Origin of the sequence: Paenibacillus sp. FSL H7-0735 (genome assembly GCF_038008505.1) — a bacterium.
Classification (GTDB): Bacteria; Bacillota; Bacilli; order Paenibacillales; family Paenibacillaceae; genus Paenibacillus_AQ; species Paenibacillus_AQ odorifer.
In genome coordinates, this window is record NZ_JBBOZH010000001.1 from 5,408,957 (window position 1) to 5,424,808 (window position 15,852).

At 44.0% G+C, this 15,852-nt stretch carries 15 protein-coding genes; all 15 read right to left on the reverse strand.

Annotated elements, in window-relative coordinates:
* Window positions 1-62 precede the first annotated feature (62 nt).
* The 15 genes from NSS82_RS24575 to NSS82_RS24645 all read right to left on the reverse strand — a co-directional run bounded on the left by NSS82_RS24575 (window position 63) and on the right by NSS82_RS24645 (window position 15,811).
* A complete protein-coding gene (locus NSS82_RS24575) occupies window positions 63-941 on the reverse strand; it encodes a LysR family transcriptional regulator (RefSeq protein ID WP_038572742.1) in 879 nt (292 codons plus the stop codon).
* 140 nt (window positions 942-1,081) lie between these two features.
* Window positions 1,082-1,972 (reverse strand): AEC family transporter, encoded by an 891-nt coding sequence (locus tag NSS82_RS24580; protein WP_256718384.1) that lies wholly within the window; start codon window positions 1,970-1,972, stop codon window positions 1,082-1,084.
* Window positions 1,973-2,120: 148 nt separating this feature from the next.
* Window positions 2,121-3,578 (reverse strand): glycoside hydrolase family 1 protein, encoded by a 1,458-nt coding sequence (locus tag NSS82_RS24585; protein ID WP_178944179.1) that lies wholly within the window; start codon window positions 3,576-3,578, stop codon window positions 2,121-2,123.
* Between the two features lie 18 nt (window positions 3,579-3,596).
* The gene (gene licT / locus NSS82_RS24590; protein WP_076272223.1) at window positions 3,597-4,433 is read right to left on the reverse strand and encodes a BglG family transcription antiterminator LicT; all 837 of its coding nucleotides are present in this window, start codon (window positions 4,431-4,433) and stop codon (window positions 3,597-3,599) included.
* Window positions 4,434-4,477: 44 nt separating this feature from the next.
* Window positions 4,478-6,382: a beta-glucoside-specific PTS transporter subunit IIABC gene (locus tag NSS82_RS24595; protein ID WP_076272224.1), complete on the reverse strand. Its 1,905-nt coding sequence runs from the start codon at window positions 6,380-6,382 to the stop codon at window positions 4,478-4,480.
* 261 nt (window positions 6,383-6,643) lie between these two features.
* On the reverse strand, window positions 6,644-7,780 hold the full coding sequence (locus NSS82_RS24600; protein ID WP_076272225.1) for an amidohydrolase: 1,137 nt from the start codon (window positions 7,778-7,780) through the stop codon (window positions 6,644-6,646).
* A gap of 31 nt (window positions 7,781-7,811) precedes the next feature.
* Entirely contained in the window at window positions 7,812-8,264 is a 453-nt protein-coding gene (locus tag NSS82_RS24605; protein WP_052097244.1) for a MarR family transcriptional regulator, read from the reverse strand.
* 164 nt (window positions 8,265-8,428) lie between these two features.
* Window positions 8,429-9,121 carry an SDR family oxidoreductase gene (locus tag NSS82_RS24610; RefSeq protein WP_052097246.1) on the reverse strand — a complete coding sequence of 231 codons (693 nt, stop codon included), beginning with the start codon at window positions 9,119-9,121 and terminating at the stop codon, window positions 8,429-8,431.
* Between the two features lie 39 nt (window positions 9,122-9,160).
* A complete protein-coding gene (locus NSS82_RS24615) occupies window positions 9,161-9,937 on the reverse strand; it encodes an ABC transporter ATP-binding protein (RefSeq protein ID WP_038572752.1) in 777 nt (258 codons plus the stop codon).
* A 20-nt stretch (window positions 9,938-9,957) separates the two neighbouring features.
* On the reverse strand, window positions 9,958-11,106 hold the full coding sequence (locus tag NSS82_RS24620) for an ABC transporter substrate-binding protein (protein ID WP_076272226.1): 1,149 nt from the start codon (window positions 11,104-11,106) through the stop codon (window positions 9,958-9,960).
* 16 nt (window positions 11,107-11,122) lie between these two features.
* On the reverse strand, window positions 11,123-11,926 hold the full coding sequence (locus NSS82_RS24625) for an ABC transporter permease (protein ID WP_076272227.1): 804 nt from the start codon (window positions 11,924-11,926) through the stop codon (window positions 11,123-11,125).
* Between the two features lie 53 nt (window positions 11,927-11,979).
* Complete coding sequence (locus tag NSS82_RS24630) at window positions 11,980-12,822, reverse strand: VOC family protein (protein WP_169744797.1); 843 nt, start codon at window positions 12,820-12,822, stop codon at window positions 11,980-11,982.
* Between the two features lie 5 nt (window positions 12,823-12,827).
* Window positions 12,828-13,808 (reverse strand): zinc-binding dehydrogenase, encoded by a 981-nt coding sequence (locus NSS82_RS24635; RefSeq protein ID WP_076272228.1) that lies wholly within the window; start codon window positions 13,806-13,808, stop codon window positions 12,828-12,830.
* Window positions 13,809-13,824: 16 nt separating this feature from the next.
* Entirely contained in the window at window positions 13,825-15,363 is a 1,539-nt protein-coding gene (locus NSS82_RS24640) for a class I adenylate-forming enzyme family protein (RefSeq protein WP_076272229.1), read from the reverse strand.
* Between the two features lie 40 nt (window positions 15,364-15,403).
* Window positions 15,404-15,811 carry a PaaI family thioesterase gene (locus NSS82_RS24645; protein WP_076272230.1) on the reverse strand — a complete coding sequence of 136 codons (408 nt, stop codon included), beginning with the start codon at window positions 15,809-15,811 and terminating at the stop codon, window positions 15,404-15,406.
* Window positions 15,812-15,852: the final 41 nt, after the last annotated feature.

Genomic DNA, 15,852 nt, shown 5'->3' on the forward strand with positions numbered 1-15,852 from the left:
CGTTTTAATAACGACAAGCCCTGTAACCATCCTATAATATAGCTCTATTTTTCATCCTGTTACTATTCAAATAATTCCAGAAAGAGGCGAGCCTGCTTGGATAAGTAACGTTCTTTCATCCAGATCACTGCCGATTCCATTTTCAGCGAGGTATCTTTGAGATTTAGAATTCGATATTTAGGATTCGCCGCATGCTGAACAAAAAATGCAGGGAATATAGCAGCACCCAAACCGGCATTTACTAGAGCCAAAACGGATTCCACATTATTGCTTTCACATAATATATTCGGTGTGATCCCCAGTTTACTGCATTCATTTAAAATGATCGGCTGCAATCCACTTTGACTGTCCCGTTTTAAAATAATCCAAGGAATATCTTTCAATTCGTACAGAGACACGTCGTGGCCTGCGAAGTCCCCTCCTATATTATTCGGAACAGCACACGCCAATCCATGATCCCCAAAAATTCGCACAGAGAAATCGTCCATAGGGATAGGCAAATTCACAAAAGCTAAATCAATTGTTCTGTCCTTCAGCAGCCCAATCAGTTGCTGGGGTTCATGTTCCAATATTTTAAAGGTGACCAAAGGATACTTATTCGAGAATATCCTAATCTTCTCTGCAATCAGACCTGAATAAAAATCGTAAATCCCTATATTCAGTTTCCCCCTTAGACCCTCTGCCGTCTCCATCACTTCACAACGTGCATCCTCTATAGATTGCAGGATCTTAACAGCTTGCTGATATAAAACTTCCCCCGATTGTGTCAAATAGAGCCTTTTCCCGTGGCGTTCGAACAAACTAACCCCTAGCTCCTCTTCAAGCAGTTTCACCTGTTGACTTAAAGGGGGTTGGGCTAAATTCAATAACTTGGCCGCCTTTGTTATATTCTGATCCGAGTCCACAATGGTTACGAAGTAACGCAACTTGCGTGTATCCATTAAAGCCCTCCTCCTTCACTTACAACATAGACGAGCTTTAATAAGTATAGACAATCTCTTCATTTTTTAATAGTTTCTTGCGAATGCAAAGCAAAAGCACTCCATACATAATAAAGAACCCCTCTCATCAAGGGGCTAGTCTAAAAAAGAAATAACAAAACAGGAATCGTCACCAGCGAAAAAATAGTAGACATAAAGATGCCCTTCGTAACCAGTTCAACATCTCCGTCATATTCCAGGCATAACATGGACACATTGCCGGCTGTCGGCAAACTTGTTAAAATAACGGCTATCCCCAAAATCATTGCGTCGTGAATAAAAAATTGAAGAATAAACCACAGCACTCCTGGGATTAGTACGATTTTCAAGAAGGTAAATTGATATAACGTCTTATCTTTTATAACATCCCTTATACTTACTGCAGCTAGAGTAGATCCAATAACGATCATCGCCAGTGGTGTGGTGACACTCCCAATAGTCGCTAACAGTTTAACAAGCGGAAGTGGAACCGGTATGTCTAGGATAAATATGACTAAGCCTAGGATTGCTGATATAATACCTGGATTAATCAAATTTTTAAAAATCCCTACACGGCTCGCATCATCCTTCTGAATAATGGAAATCCCATACGAAAAAAGACTTATATTAAATAACATCATATATATCGATACATAAAATATAGCACTCTCACCATAAATACTAGAAATAATAGGAATGCCCATAAACCCTAGGTTGCTGTACACCAGCATGATTTCATAAGTTTTGTTCATTTTCAGCTTTTTCACAAAAAATCTACCGAAAATAGGAGTTATAATAAACACTGCCATCGCTACTGCGAATACGGTCATGGCTTCCATTTTGTTGTCCATATTCTGACCAATCGATGAACTGATTATCGTTGCTGGGATAGCAATATTAATAATAAGCTTAGAGAAACTCCTATTACTACTTTCGTCTAAAATTCCTCTTTTGTTTGCTATAAACCCAATAGCCATTAAACCAAATAATATCAATATTTGTGTTATGATCATCTCTATCATTTATCCTTTCCGTCAACGTCATTGCTTAATTCAGCGCGACAGAAAAATCCTACCATAGGTCAAATCATATTCCAAATATATATATAATCTAGTTTTAATACTTAAAAGATATAAGCACTTATAACATCAACACTTTAACTTACAATCCATTGTTTGCAATTACATCTTTATACCAATAGAAACTCTTTTTGCGCTTTCTTTCGAGCGTCCCATTTCCTTCATTGTCTAAATCAACATAAATAAATCCATATCTTTTCTCCATTTCGGAAGAAGAATAGCTGACAAGATCTATCACGCCCCAACTGGTGTAACCCATGAGCTCCACACCATCCAGAATAGCCTCGTGCATTTCCTCGAGATGAGCTTGGAAATAAGCGATTCGATAATCATCCTGAATTGTTCCGTCATCTTCTATTTTGTCATGCGCTCCAATTCCGTTCTCTACAATAAATAGCGGAACTTGATACCGGTTGTAGAGATCGTTCAGAGAAATCCGAAGACCAATGGAGTCGATTTGCCATCCCCAAGCATTGGTTTCTAAGTATGGGTTCTTTACGCCCCCCATAGTGTTTCCGCTAACTTTCTCTAGACCCTCGCTTTCAGCGCTGGCAACCAATGACATATAATAGCTAAATGAAATAAAATCGACCAGATGTGATTTTAAGATTTCATCATCACCCTCTACCTTATGAATATTTATACCTTTATCACTGAAGAAGCGTTTAATAAAGTTAGGGTATGCTCCACGTACCATCACATCTGTAAAGAAGTAATTGAACTGGTTATCCTTAAAGGCGGCCAGAACATCTTTGGGACTACAGGTATGGGGATACATCATGAGCCGAGTTAGCATGCAGCCAATCTTTGACCCAGGAACAATTTCATGGCAGTACTTTACTGCCAGTGCACTAGCTACGAATTGGTGATGCAATGCTTGATAAACAGCTTGTTCAACATTGTCATGACGATTTGGAACAATCCCGCCACTAGTAAACGGATGACGTACAATACTGTCAATTTCATTAAACGTAACCCAAAGCTTCACTTTGTTTTTATATCTTTCAAACACCGCTTTGCAGAAAGTAATAAAAAATTCTACGACACGCCGATCTGTCCATCCCCCATATTCATTAACAAGGTGCATCGGCATTTCATAATGGGATAAAGTAACCAGTGGTTCTATCCCTTGCCTATGCATTTCATCAAACAAATTATCGTAAAATTTCAACCCAGCTTCATTAGGATGTTCTTCATCACCATTCGGGAATATCCGTGTCCATGCTATGGATACCCGCAAGGTTTTTAAGCCCATCTCTCCGAATAAGGCGAGGTCTTCTCGATATCGGTGATAGAAATCAATACCTCTGCGTTTTGGATAATCCCGGTCTGAAGCATCCTCCATAGCCATCTGAATCTGCTCTTCACCCACCGTATTATGTTTTTTATAGTCACTTTTGCTTAGATTCTTTTTGTATATCGCTATATCAGCGGTTGATAATCCCTTACCCTCTACATTCCAAGCTCCTTCCGCCTGATTAGCCGCAATTGCCCCTCCCCACAAAAAACCTTCAGGGAATTTTCTTTTTAAATGTTCTATCACTTTTATGGCTCCTCTCTAATTCCGATGAATAACACGGTTAATATGAATAATTAGATACATCATTTCTTCATTTGATATGGTGTACTCGAATTTCGCTTCTATATAATGTTTGATAGATTCGACGCATCGTTCTTCTTCCGGATATTTATTTATGATCTGCCCCAAAAGTTCATGATCATGAGATTCCAGCATCTTGTTTTCTAGTAAGCGCTGGACAAAAAACTGCAAATGGGTTAAAAAACGTGAGTAATTAATACTCTGGGTATTAAGTTCAATTCCATATTGAATTTTGATAATGTTAAGTATGTCTTTTACTGTACTCGTCATGAGTAGGACCTGATTCATATTGTCATCGGTTTGTTGAGCATTAACCAGATGGAAGGCTATATTAGCCGCTTCTTCTTCTGGCAGCAAGATTCCCACTTGACGTTCAATAAGTTGAAGGGCTTGGACTCCAATACCAAATTCAACTGGATAAAACTTTCTGACTTCCCAAAGCATCCGGTTCTGAATTGTAAGATTATCTTTATGACGTTTGACCGCCATATATAAATGATCCGTCAGAGAGATATATAAATGTTCGCTGAGGTGCCTGGAAAGAACGGTTTTGGCATTAGATATGATTTCGTCCGCAAGAATCAAGTACTCCTGGGGAGTTTCCTTCATTAAAGCAGTCAAGTTGGAAGACATGCTTTCATTTTCAAGCACATATACCTTTTCGATCTCGTCCTCATTAATACTGTCACCCGGTCTGCTTTTATACCCGATGCCTTTGCCCATTACGATAACTTCTTTTTGATCTGCACGCTTGGCAAGAACGATGCTCGTATTGAGAACTTTTACTACTTCCATATAAAATGACCTCTCACTTTCCAGGCATATTTTCTTTTTCCAAGTTAAAACGCAGTAATCAGCGGCTTATCTGGTCCAGTTAAACCTGGGCTATCATGACCCAGAACTTCCAGATAGTCAGCCGAATTTGTGACGATAACCGGTGTAGTGGTATCAAATCCTGCCTTTCGGATCTCATCAAGGTCGAACTCCATCAGCAGCTGCCCGTGCCGGATCTCATCGCCTTCTTTCACATGGAGATTAAAATGCTGACCTTTTAATTTCACAGTATCAAGCCCTACATGAATAAGTAATTCAATGCCGTCAGCTGATCTTAACCCAATGGAGTGCTTTGTACGGAAGACTGTTTCCACAGTGCCGTCAAACGGGGCTACAACTTTTCCGTTAGCAGGTTGAATCGCCATCCCTTGGCCCATCGCCTCTTGAGCGAAAGCCTCATCGTTAACCTCACGAAGCGGCAATACAGTTCCTTCAATCGGTGCAAAAACAACATATTTAGCTTTGGTATTTTGCGGTTTAATTGGCTGTTCGGCAAGCTTGTCTTTTCCGTCAGCCAACGTTGGCTCACCTGAAGCGGGTACAGCTCCCTCATCATTGAAACCGAGGATAAAAACAGCCACAAACGTAACGATGATGGAAATAGCCATGGTAATCAAAGCGTTTATGAGGTTTGAGCTGTCCTCGCTGATAAACATAGGAAGCGAAGCCAAGCCTGGACCAACAGCAGCATATCCCTTAAGATTCACCAGCCCAGCGTATAGTCCAGCCGTTCCCGCACCGATCATACAGGCAAAAAGTGTTTTTTTCAGACGTAAATGTACTCCATATAGAGCTGGTTCAGTAATTCCGAATAACCCAGATATTCCAGCGGGCAAAGCAATCTGTTTCAATTTAGAGTCTTTAGTCTTTACAGCAACGGCTAAAGCGCCTGCTCCTTGGGCCATATTGGAAGCCAGCATAGCAATCAATACCAACGTTTCGTAACCTGGTGATGCGATAGCGGCAAAAATAATCGGGTAAAACACTTTATGCATCCCGAACATAACGATTAACGGCATCAAAATGGAGAGAATGACAACCGTTAACCAACCGATCCGCTCCTGTATCCAGAAAACACCGCTGGAAAGCCCTGTACCTACATAATTCCCCAACGGCCCCAAGGCAATCAAAGCAACGGGAGCAACAATTAGAATAGTAATGAGTGGCTTAAGGAAAATTTTTACCGGTCCAGGTGAAATCTTATCCGCAAATTTTTCAATGTAAGACATAAACCAAATCGTTAAGATAATAGGGATAACAGAAGTTGCATAGGTGACAGAAGCAACTGGGAGCCCAATAAAACGAACAGGTTCTTCACCGCCAAGCAAACTGATTAAATTCGGATGCAGTAAAACCCCTCCTAAAGCAACTGAAACATAAGGGTTTGTTTTGAATTTTTGCGAACTTGAAAAGGCTAGTAATAGCGGAAGGAAATAAAAAGCAGAATCTGCCATCACACTAAGGATCGTATAGGTCTGCCCTTCCTTAGAGAGAATCCCGGTTACGGTGCTTAATAGAAGCAACGCCTTTAGCATTCCGGCAGCAGCAATTGCAGGTATTATAGGCTGAAAGATCCCCGATATGATAGCAGCAAAGCTATTAAACAACCCTTTTAGGCTACGGTCAGGTTTTGCTGATATCTCCTGCGCTGGAGCAGTCTTGTCTGAATCGAGTAATTTTACCATTTCGTTATAGACATACCCTACATCATTTCCAATAATGACTTGATATTGTCCGCCACTATAAACAGCTCCCATAACTGGAGTCAAAGCTTTAATTTCCTCTGTTTTCGCGAGACTAGGATTGTGGAGGTTAATTCGCAGTCGGGTCGAACAATGGATAACCCCGCTAATATTCTGATTTCCGCCTACTTTGTCAAAAATCAACTGAGCCGTTTCTTTGTAATTCATATGGGATACACCCGCTTTCCTCAAATAGGGAACAAAAAAAGACCTAAAGAGGGTAGGAAAATTTCTCTACCCAATTTAGGTCTTGCCTGCCGAACAGTAACACGCCTGTATTGGATTACGCTTTATGAAGTTATAGTGAATTATATAAGTATTATTATAAGCAGCGATTCCCGGGTCATTTCGCCTAAAACGCTTACATGCACACTATATCATCTGCTAATTGAAAATGCAAGAGCTTCTGTGACAGGTTATTTTTGTATTTTATTTGCTCAATTCTTTCAGAGCCCGCACGCTCAGGGTAGCAAAATATTCTGCTGCTGGAAGCAGCAGGGTCTCATCGGGCGCAAACTTTGGATGATGTAGATTATAGGTAGCCCCTGATCCGATCATTACAAAAGCTCCAGGAATCGTTTGCAGATAATAAGAGAAATCCTCTCCTCCCATCTGGGGACCTATCTCAAGAACTCGATAGCCTTGCTCTTCAGCCACCGAACTCATAAATGCAGTCCATCTGGAATCATTTATGGTTGCAGGCGGTCCAGGATACCAGTGCAACAATGCTTCTGCCCCAGCGGCTGCAGCCAACCCCTGAATAATTTGCTCCATTCGGCGGGGAATCTCCTGCTGAATCGATGTATTTAAAGTTCGAACTGTCCCTTCAAGGACCACGGTTTCCGGAAGCACATTCCATGTATTTCCTCCGCTAATCCGTGTTATGCTCACTACTACAGATTCTAGTGCACTAATAGACCGGCTGCTAATGGTCTGCAAAGCCAGCACAATTTGTGAAGCCAACACAATCGAATCTGTACCTTTCTCCGGTAACGCAGCATGAGCTCCCGTTCCGTTAATTGTAATTTCAAATCGGTCTACGCCTGCAGTAATTGCACCGACCCTGTTTCCTAATTCACCTACCGGAAGTTCGGGCCAATTATGCAAGCCGAAGATTGCTTCAACATCTTTGAGACCTCCAGAATCTATGATCTGTTTGGCTCCATGTCCAGTCTCTTCAGCAGGCTGAAAAAGGATACGCACAGTTCCAGACAATTCTTTCTCCCGCTCTTTAAGACTATAAGCGGCCCCCAGAATCACTGCCGTATGTACATCATGTCCACAAGCATGCATCTTCCCGGCCACTTGAGAGCTATAGGGCAGCCCCGTCTCTTCTTGTATCGGAAGAGCGTCAATGTCTGCACGAATGGCTATGATGGGTGCTTGTCCTGTACCGATCTGCGCGACGAGTCCTGTTCGTAGAGAGGGTGTATCCAAGATATGAATTTCCGCCTCTTCTAACCAGTCCCTCAGCTTGCGAGTTGTCGAATATTCCTCGTTGGATAACTCCGGATTTTCATGCAAATTATTACGAATCTCCTGCAATTTCTGCTCCAAGTTCTTCAATGCATTTCCTCCTAATGACTAGACAATAGCCTTATTCTAGATAACGTCCCATTTCCTCCGTGTACATGTGAATGAACCTCAGGATGATCCTCTGCTCTTCAGGAGAATAATTGTCGAATTCTCTATCAATATCCGAACTTCTCGCCTCATGTAGCTGATAGTGACCTTCAAAGGCTCCTTGTCCCAGTTCAGTCAGTCTAAAATACACTTCCTTCTTGTTCCCTTCAACCTGATATTTCGAAACAAGACCTTTTGCTTCCAGCTTGGATAATAATTTGGAAGTGGTGCCTTTGGTAATGTTAAGAACATTTGAGATTTCTGTTAATTTACAGTCGGGATGATGCCCAATCGCTTCAATCATATGAATTTCAGATAAATATAAGACGACCCCAGAAGTATACTCTCTTGGTCTCTTGTTTAGTGCATTATAAACTTCGAACATTCGAACCAACGCGCGGTCCAGTTCAACATGAAATTTCTCCAATCTTTAACGCCCCTCTTGAAATTTTGTTTTCTTACGAAACAATTTCATACTATACGTACTCCACAAGATTCGTCAAACAAAAATTTCATTCTCATCAATGCCCATGACGAGTTCAAAGGCAATCTCATGTTGAAAGCTGGGGCGCGGTATTCTCTAGGTTGTTTTTAGTAAGTATCACCGAGCATAGGACGAATACTAATCTCTTCCACAACTGCCTGTGGGCTTAGCTCCAGCATCATCTCAACGATCTTGGCTATATCATCTGATGCAAGAAATCTATCCTCAGCAATCCCTTCTCCCGGTACTCTTCTTTCAGTAAATGTTGCCCCAGGATGAATGAGGGTCACGCCTACGCCGGATGTTTTTAGTTCCTCTCTTAAGCCACGGGCATAATTGCTCAAGGCTGCTTTGGATATAGCATAAAAAGAGCTGTCCGAACGAAGAGCCGCCGTTGATCCTATGAAAAATATACGTGGGTAACTTCCGGTCTTAATAGCTGGAAGGAAAGCCTTTACCAAAGCTACATTCGCCAGTAGATTCACCTGTAATATACGATCTAGTTCGGCCACATCGGGTTCAATCACCGAACGGCTTGCATCATAGAAGGCTGCAGCATTAAGCACCAGCACATCTGGCGAGAATGAATGTTCTTCGGAATATTTGACAAGCCGGTTAATAGAAGATAAGTCCCCAGCATCTGCAGTCAAATACAATGCATCCTGAGGTAGTACTGCGGCTGCATTTTCGAGATGACGTTCTTCCCGCCCAGATATGAGCAAGCGGTGGCCCCCCGCACCAAGCCTCCGGCTGATTGCAAATCCAATTCCTCCGCTTCCCCCGGTAATTAATATATTCATCGTGTCACCTCCGTGGCTAATTTATTGAAATGTGACTTATTAAATAAAATACTCGGTCTGATCCTCAGGGGGATTATTGATACTGATATAGATCTTCTCCACAATGTTCAGAATCTCGGCATCATTTCTACTGCGCGGTCTTTCAAAAGGAACATCAAAAATCTTATGGATCCGTCCTGGACGTGGACTGAGCAGGACGATACGTGTAGCCAAATATACGGCCTCAGCCACATCATGAGTAATGAAGAATACCGTCTTCTTCTCCTGTTGCCAGATCCGTATGATCTCATCTTGCAGCGTTAGTCGTGTCAGGTGATCGACAGCACTGAAGGGTTCATCCATCAAGATGACTTGTGGATCTGCTACCAGCGTCCGGGCTAAGCCGGCTCGCTGGCGCATACCTCCAGATAATTGGTGCGGATATTTGTCAGCAAAACCGCCTAGCCCTACAAGATCAATCGTGCGGATTGCCCGCTCACGTCGCTCTGAACGAGGAACCCCTGCAATTTCCAAGCCGAATTCTATATTCCGGCGAATAGTACGCCAAGGAAATAAAGCGGAATCCTGAAATACAACTCCGATATCTCTGCTCGTTCCAGACTGCACCTTGCCATCCAAAATAATCTCACCAGTGGATTGTTTAAGTAAGCCCGCCACGATTTCGAGCAGCGTGCTCTTTCCGCATCCGCTTGGCCCAAGAACGCAGACGAACTCGCCATCACTCACCTGAAGATTTATATTTTTGAGCGCTAGAGTCTGCTCATCGTCCACACTGGAGTATTCCTTGTTGATGTTACGGAGTTCAATAGTAGGCATAAGCGCTCCTCCCTGTGTGATTATTGCTGCTTCGCATATTTTCCAAGCAGCAGTGTCTTCGCAATCTTTTCGGCAAATGTGTTATCGACAACACCGTCAACAGAAATCGCTTCACGTTGCATGCCATATTTGGTTAGCAGATCTTCAGTAACCTGAAGACGTTTCGTATCGACGATCGGATTGTTCTCCCATAATACAATCTCGGAATTAATAGCCGTCTTAACTGTTTCTTCATCCAGATTCAGATATTCGGCTGCCCAAGGATAAAATTCATCAAGATGAGTTTTGGCATATTCATTCGCATAAAAGTAAACTTCAAGCAAGCGTTCAACAACCTCCGGCTGTTCATCAATCAACTTCTGGCTGGCTACAAGCACACCCGTCTGATATTCGGGGACAAACTCCCAGGTTTTTGCAAGAACATGTCCTGTTCCTTCTTGTTCAGCTAACGTGGCGAATGGCTGGTGAATGATCGTAGCGTCAACTTCACCCTTCACAAAAGATGCATAGGCTTCTTGAAAAAAGTTATTCGCCGCATATTCCACATCATTTTCATAATCAATCCCGTTCTGGCTAAGAACCTCCTTGAGAGTCAAAGGCATGCCACCTGTGGCTTGACCGGTTCCAATGGTTTTGCCTTTCAGATCTGCCCATGTCTTAATCTCCGGTTTGGCAATAATCCAGTAGGCGCCTCGACTTCTCCACATATTGCTGACTATTTTCATCTTAACGCCATTAGCGATGGCTGGAATATAAGTACCTGGGTCACCATCGGCAATGTCTACCTCGCCCGCGCCGAAAGCAGCTACAGGATTGGGAATATCAACGATATCAAGATCTATACCAGCATCGGAATACCAACCTTTCGCTATTGCAAATTGATTGGCTATCCCAGTCATTCCTTTGGCGAAGCCAGCATTGATTTTAACAGGTTCATTGTCGCGGCCTTGCCAAGGAGGGATTCCATCAGCTGGGCTCAAGGACGTAGTTTCCTCATTGTTTGCATTTGAAGGAGACGCGGTAGCTGCAGGGGTATTACTTGTATTGGAATCGTTAGCGGATTTATTGTTCGCAGCATTTGAACCAGGGTTAGATCCACATGCTGTCAAGATGAGGGATAGAATGAGAATTATGGATAACAGGTTGATTATTTTATTACGCTTCTTCATATGGATCGCACCTACTCTATTTAGATTGATGTGGGCTCGTCATCCAACGGCGGCAAGTGATCCGCTCGACAAGATTGACGATGTTCACGAATAAGACGGACAAGATCGTTACGATGATAATAACGAGATATAACCTGGGTGTATTAAGTACAGCTTGAGACTCATTTAGCATAAATCCTAATCCGCCCTTGGAGGCTGCCATCTCTGCAAAAACAACGCCGGTAATCGCTGTGGCCGCAGTGACCCGCAGCCCGTTGAAAATGCTTGGCAGCGCCGATGGCAGAAGTACCTTAAATACTGTCTGAGCTCTGCTTGCCTTGAAGACCCTGGCTAGTTTGATATGATCGTTCCGGGTCTGTTTGGCACCTGTAACGGTGTTGTAGAGAATATTAAAAAAACAAAAAAGAATAACCAGCACGACCTTGCTCGTAAACCCAATCCCAAACCAGACGATGAGCAGCGGCATAATCGCTGTCTTCGGGATAGCCATTACTGATGCTACCAGTGGATCTATCAGCTTTTCCAATGTTGGGAATGACACGAAGAGTACACCGAGTCCGATTCCGGCAACAACAGATATCAAATAGCCTACTGTAACCTCCTTCAGACTTAAGATCAGATGCGGCCACAATGTATTTTCTTGAATGGTATAGACAAGTTCATTCCAAATTTGTGTTGGTGAAGCCAGGAAAACTCGACTCACCCAGCCTTTGGAGACCGCAATTTCCATCCACCCCAGCAGCAGAATTACAAACGCCACCTGAACAATAATAATCCATAGAGGTTTTTGCCCCGTTCGGCCTTTCCTCTCTTTGGCCATACAGTAACCCCCCTTCTTTGCCTGTTTTGTCAGAAGAAGTCCGACATGCAGCCTCAATCCAAATGATATAGTGAACCGTGAATATCAACATATTGCTGCTGACTTCCAGGTTCTTCGGAACTTAACCCTACAAGGAATGGTCGCTGTCCGCGCAACTTCAAGGCTTCTGCAGCCGGCCCCTCTTCCACAGGCTCGACAAAGCTGAGTACAGTCCCTTGCAGATCAAGAGTCTGCCGATTGCCTCTCAATATAGGATCATAGACAACTTCACCCGCGTAGACGCCGAACCACTTCGCCCATTTTTCGACTGTCTCTTGCAGACGAATCACTGTAAATCCGACCTCACTAAGCTTGAGAAGTCCACGTTCATGTGGAACGATCACTCCGGCCTCCTGCAGCTCTTGCTTCCGCTTCGATTCTTCTCCTTCCCACTGAATGAAGAAGGGAAGTGGGAGCCCGTCTTCTACATCGGCTTCTCCTGCGAATAAGAGCTTCCACTTTAACAGCGTACCGTCCGGTCTTCTGCGACTACCTTCCTCCGGTCCAATTACCTCAAGACCTTGACTGCGCAGATGCGCTGCAAGTCCTTCAATATCATGGGTACGAAGTGCGATTCTGCTAAGCCCTTCCTGGAATCCATCTTCGGCCAACGTTTCTATCAGACCATAACGGCTTGTCCGGTCTCCAAGTGGAAGCAGACTATGATCGTATACACCGATCCACTCGATATAACTGAGATCGAAGTAGCTGAGTGCATTATAAGTCCCAATTTGTTCGTGTCTTCCACCCTGTATGGCACTGATGCCGTAAGGTTCCAATGCTTTAAATACCTGCTCCGGCTGATGTACATAATGAACAATATGGTCAAACTTCAATGTGAACCCGATAATGTCCACCTCCCCTATGGTTTGATAATGATCTTGCCAAAAAATTCTCGCTCTTCAATGATGCGATGAGCTTCCCTGATTTCATCAAGTGGCAATACTCTGTCAATAATCGGTTTCAGCTTGCGACTTTGCACAAGCTCCAGCAGAGTGATCAGATCGCCCGCTTCCCAACCATTGGAGCCGATAATTGTAATTTCACGTACCCACACATATCTCAGATCCGTCACTGCTTCAAAACCAGTCGTTGCACCGCAGGTTAGAATTCGTCCACCTACCCGAGTCGATTTAATACTTTGAGGCCATGTGGCCTTTCCGGTATAGTCAACGACGACATCCGCTCCTTTTTTGCCCGTGTAATTCCAGACTTCTTTCGAGAAATCTGTTTTGTTATAGTTAATGACCAGATCCGCTCCAAGCTCCTTAAGCTTCTCCAACTTGTCATCAGATCCGGCTGCCGCAATAACTTTGGCACCCGCCAGCTTAGCGATGAGCACAGCCGCGTTACCTACACCGCCGCTTGCACCCAGAATCAAAATCGTTTCATTCGCTTGTAGCTTGCCACGGGTAATCAGCATTCTCCAGGCTGTTCCATAAGCAATAGGAAGAGCAGCCGCATCTTCAAAAGAAATCTCATCCGGCAACGGGATCAAATTCTGCGCTGGAACCTTCACATATTCTGCAAGTCCTCCAGTCAGGTCTTCCCCCAGCGCCCCATGACCCGGAATAGATGGATCAATGAGAACCCGGTCACCAGGCTTGGCGTTTAGAACTCCTTCTCCTACTTGTTCCACAACTCCAGAAATGTCCCCACCAGAGATATGTGGCAAAGGGAGCTTTCTCCCCGGAATTCCTCGCCGTACAAAAATATCAAGGTGGTTCAGTGAAACTGCTTCAACCTTAACAACAACTTCGTTTAGCCCCGCTTCGGGTTTCGGGTACTCTCCTACAACAACATTATTGCGATCTCCATGTTCAAGAATAAGTGCAGCTCTCATCGTATATCTTCTCCTCTTAGGTTAAATTTTGAATGACTTGCTCTTTTAAAGACATTCGATCAAGCTTGCCCGGTCCGGTAAGTGGCAAAGCATCTACAAAGATGACTCTGCGGGGATGAGCGTAAGCAGGACCATTCAGGATGAAGAACTGCTTCACCTCCTCCTCCTTAAGTTCACCTCTTTTGCCTGTCACAATGACGGCTATAGGAACTTCTCCCTTTACTTCATGAGGAATGGGCAGGACACAGACATCATCAATCGAAGGATGCTTCAGCAGAATGTTCTCCACCTCTTTGGGATACACGTTCTCTCCGCCTACATTCATCATGTCGTCCTTACGTCCAACAATGTAAACAAATCCATCCTCATCCCTACAAGCTGCATCCCCAGTCTTCAGCCAACCATCTGGTGTAATCTTGCGAGCAGTAACCTCCGGGAGATTCCAATAACCGTCAGCCACTCCCGGGTTGTTCACCCAAAGCTCACCCGTTACATTCGGCCCGACCTCGTTCTCGTGTTCATCCACGATTCGGATCTTACAGCCTGGTACTGGAATACCTGCCGAGCCCGTTCGCTGAACACCCTCCCGGGATTCCAGCACAACGGGTCCCCCTTCGGTAAGTCCATACCCTTCATATACCGGCATCCCCATGAGCAGTTGAACCTCATCCAATAGTTCGCTAGGTGTATCGGAAGAACCGCAGATACCAAAAAGTAAGGACGTAAGATCAAAACCGGGATGCTCTTTAAGATAGTTTATTAACATTCGATAAAGAGCGGGCACTCCCGTCATATATGTAACGCGATGAGTCTCAATGGCTTTCAGGATCTGCTCGGGATCTGCTTTAGGCAATATGACGGCTGAGGCACCAAGCCAAAAAATGGTCTTCATCGTCGTCATGGCATTCTTGTGATAGAGAGGCAGAGAGATGATCACCCGCGTCTCATCCGTTAAACCTCTAAGCTGCGAAGTAGACTGAACATTCCACAACTGCCCTCGGTGAGTTAGCCTGCAGCCTTTGGGATTTCCGGTTGAACCGGATGTATACGGGAGGAAACAGATATCTCCCTCCTCTGACGGGTACAGTTCCAGACTTAAGGACTGCAGAGGAAGCAATTCATCGTAGGACAATGCAACGGGAGTCTTTTGTTCATTCACGCTGGCGCAGCGTACCAGAATAGAGGCTTCACTGATCTGCTGCACAGCCTGTACCTTCTCACTCAGTTCATCATGAAAGATGAGTACACGGCTGCCGCTATTGCGATACACATAAGCTAACGTCTCCGCACCCAGCTTGGCATTCATCGGCACTGGAATAGCTCCGATCGACATCAAGCCGAAGCAGATTTCCAGGAATCGGTAATCATTGTTAAATAATATACTGACACGATCTCCCGGATTAACCCCAAGGGATAAGAAGAAATTCCCCGCTTGATTCACCCGCTGAGTCAGCTCTGAATAATTCAATGTAATCTGGGGTGTGATCAACGCAGTCTTTGAAGGATATCGAGCAGCAGATTCTTGAATGATGCTTGCAAAATTATACGTATTCATAACTCCTCTCCTTCTAGGGCTGACTTCCTAATAGTTATGGTTACTGCTTCGAGCTGAACAATCCTCGGCCTACAGCAACTTCCTTCTCTGTATGATCTGTTACTGAAATATTTACCAGACTAACCGTTCTTCCCAACTTAACTAAATTGGCCTTGGCATGCAGAGCACCTGGCGCAGCTGGTCTTAAATAGTCAATCCGCAGATCAATAGTGGGTGTGGGCAGATTTACCTTGCGATGTACTGCAAAGTATCCGGCAATGTCAATCAGCGTTGCAATAATTCCACCATGAATATATCCAGCATCCCCTGTAACAAACAGATCATTTTCCGGAAGTAAAATCGTAATTGACTCTTCACTTAATTCTTCTACTTGAACATCCAAAAAGCGGTGATACGCCGAGCTTCTAAGCAAGGCTTCAATCTGCTCTCGGTTGATTGCATCTTTCATGCTGTGTCACCCCCTTTTTGTTTGCCAACGAAACATTTTAA

What these genes read in the sequence shown, in the direction of transcription:
- NSS82_RS24580 (WP_256718384.1), bottom strand. Translation starts at nt 1,972, where the DNA reads ATGATCATAACACAAATATTGATATTATTTGGTTTAATGGCTATTGGG.
- NSS82_RS24640 (WP_076272229.1), bottom strand. Translation starts at nt 15,363, where the DNA reads ATGAATACGTATAATTTTGCAAGCATCATTCAAGAATCTGCTGCTCGA.
- licT (WP_076272223.1), bottom strand. Translation starts at nt 4,433, where the DNA reads ATGGAAGTAGTAAAAGTTCTCAATACGAGCATCGTTCTTGCCAAGCGT.
- NSS82_RS24615 (WP_038572752.1), bottom strand. Translation starts at nt 9,937, where the DNA reads ATGCCTACTATTGAACTCCGTAACATCAACAAGGAATACTCCAGTGTG.
- NSS82_RS24645 (WP_076272230.1), bottom strand. Translation starts at nt 15,811, where the DNA reads ATGAAAGATGCAATCAACCGAGAGCAGATTGAAGCCTTGCTTAGAAGC.
- NSS82_RS24595 (WP_076272224.1), bottom strand. Translation starts at nt 6,382, where the DNA reads ATGAATTACAAAGAAACGGCTCAGTTGATTTTTGACAAAGTAGGCGGA.
- NSS82_RS24610 (WP_052097246.1), bottom strand. Translation starts at nt 9,121, where the DNA reads ATGAATATATTAATTACCGGGGGAAGCGGAGGAATTGGATTTGCAATC.
- NSS82_RS24625 (WP_076272227.1), bottom strand. Translation starts at nt 11,926, where the DNA reads ATGGCCAAAGAGAGGAAAGGCCGAACGGGGCAAAAACCTCTATGGATT.
- NSS82_RS24635 (WP_076272228.1), bottom strand. Translation starts at nt 13,808, where the DNA reads ATGAGAGCTGCACTTATTCTTGAACATGGAGATCGCAATAATGTTGTT.
- NSS82_RS24575 (WP_038572742.1), bottom strand. Translation starts at nt 941, where the DNA reads ATGGATACACGCAAGTTGCGTTACTTCGTAACCATTGTGGACTCGGAT.
- NSS82_RS24620 (WP_076272226.1), bottom strand. Translation starts at nt 11,106, where the DNA reads ATGAAGAAGCGTAATAAAATAATCAACCTGTTATCCATAATTCTCATT.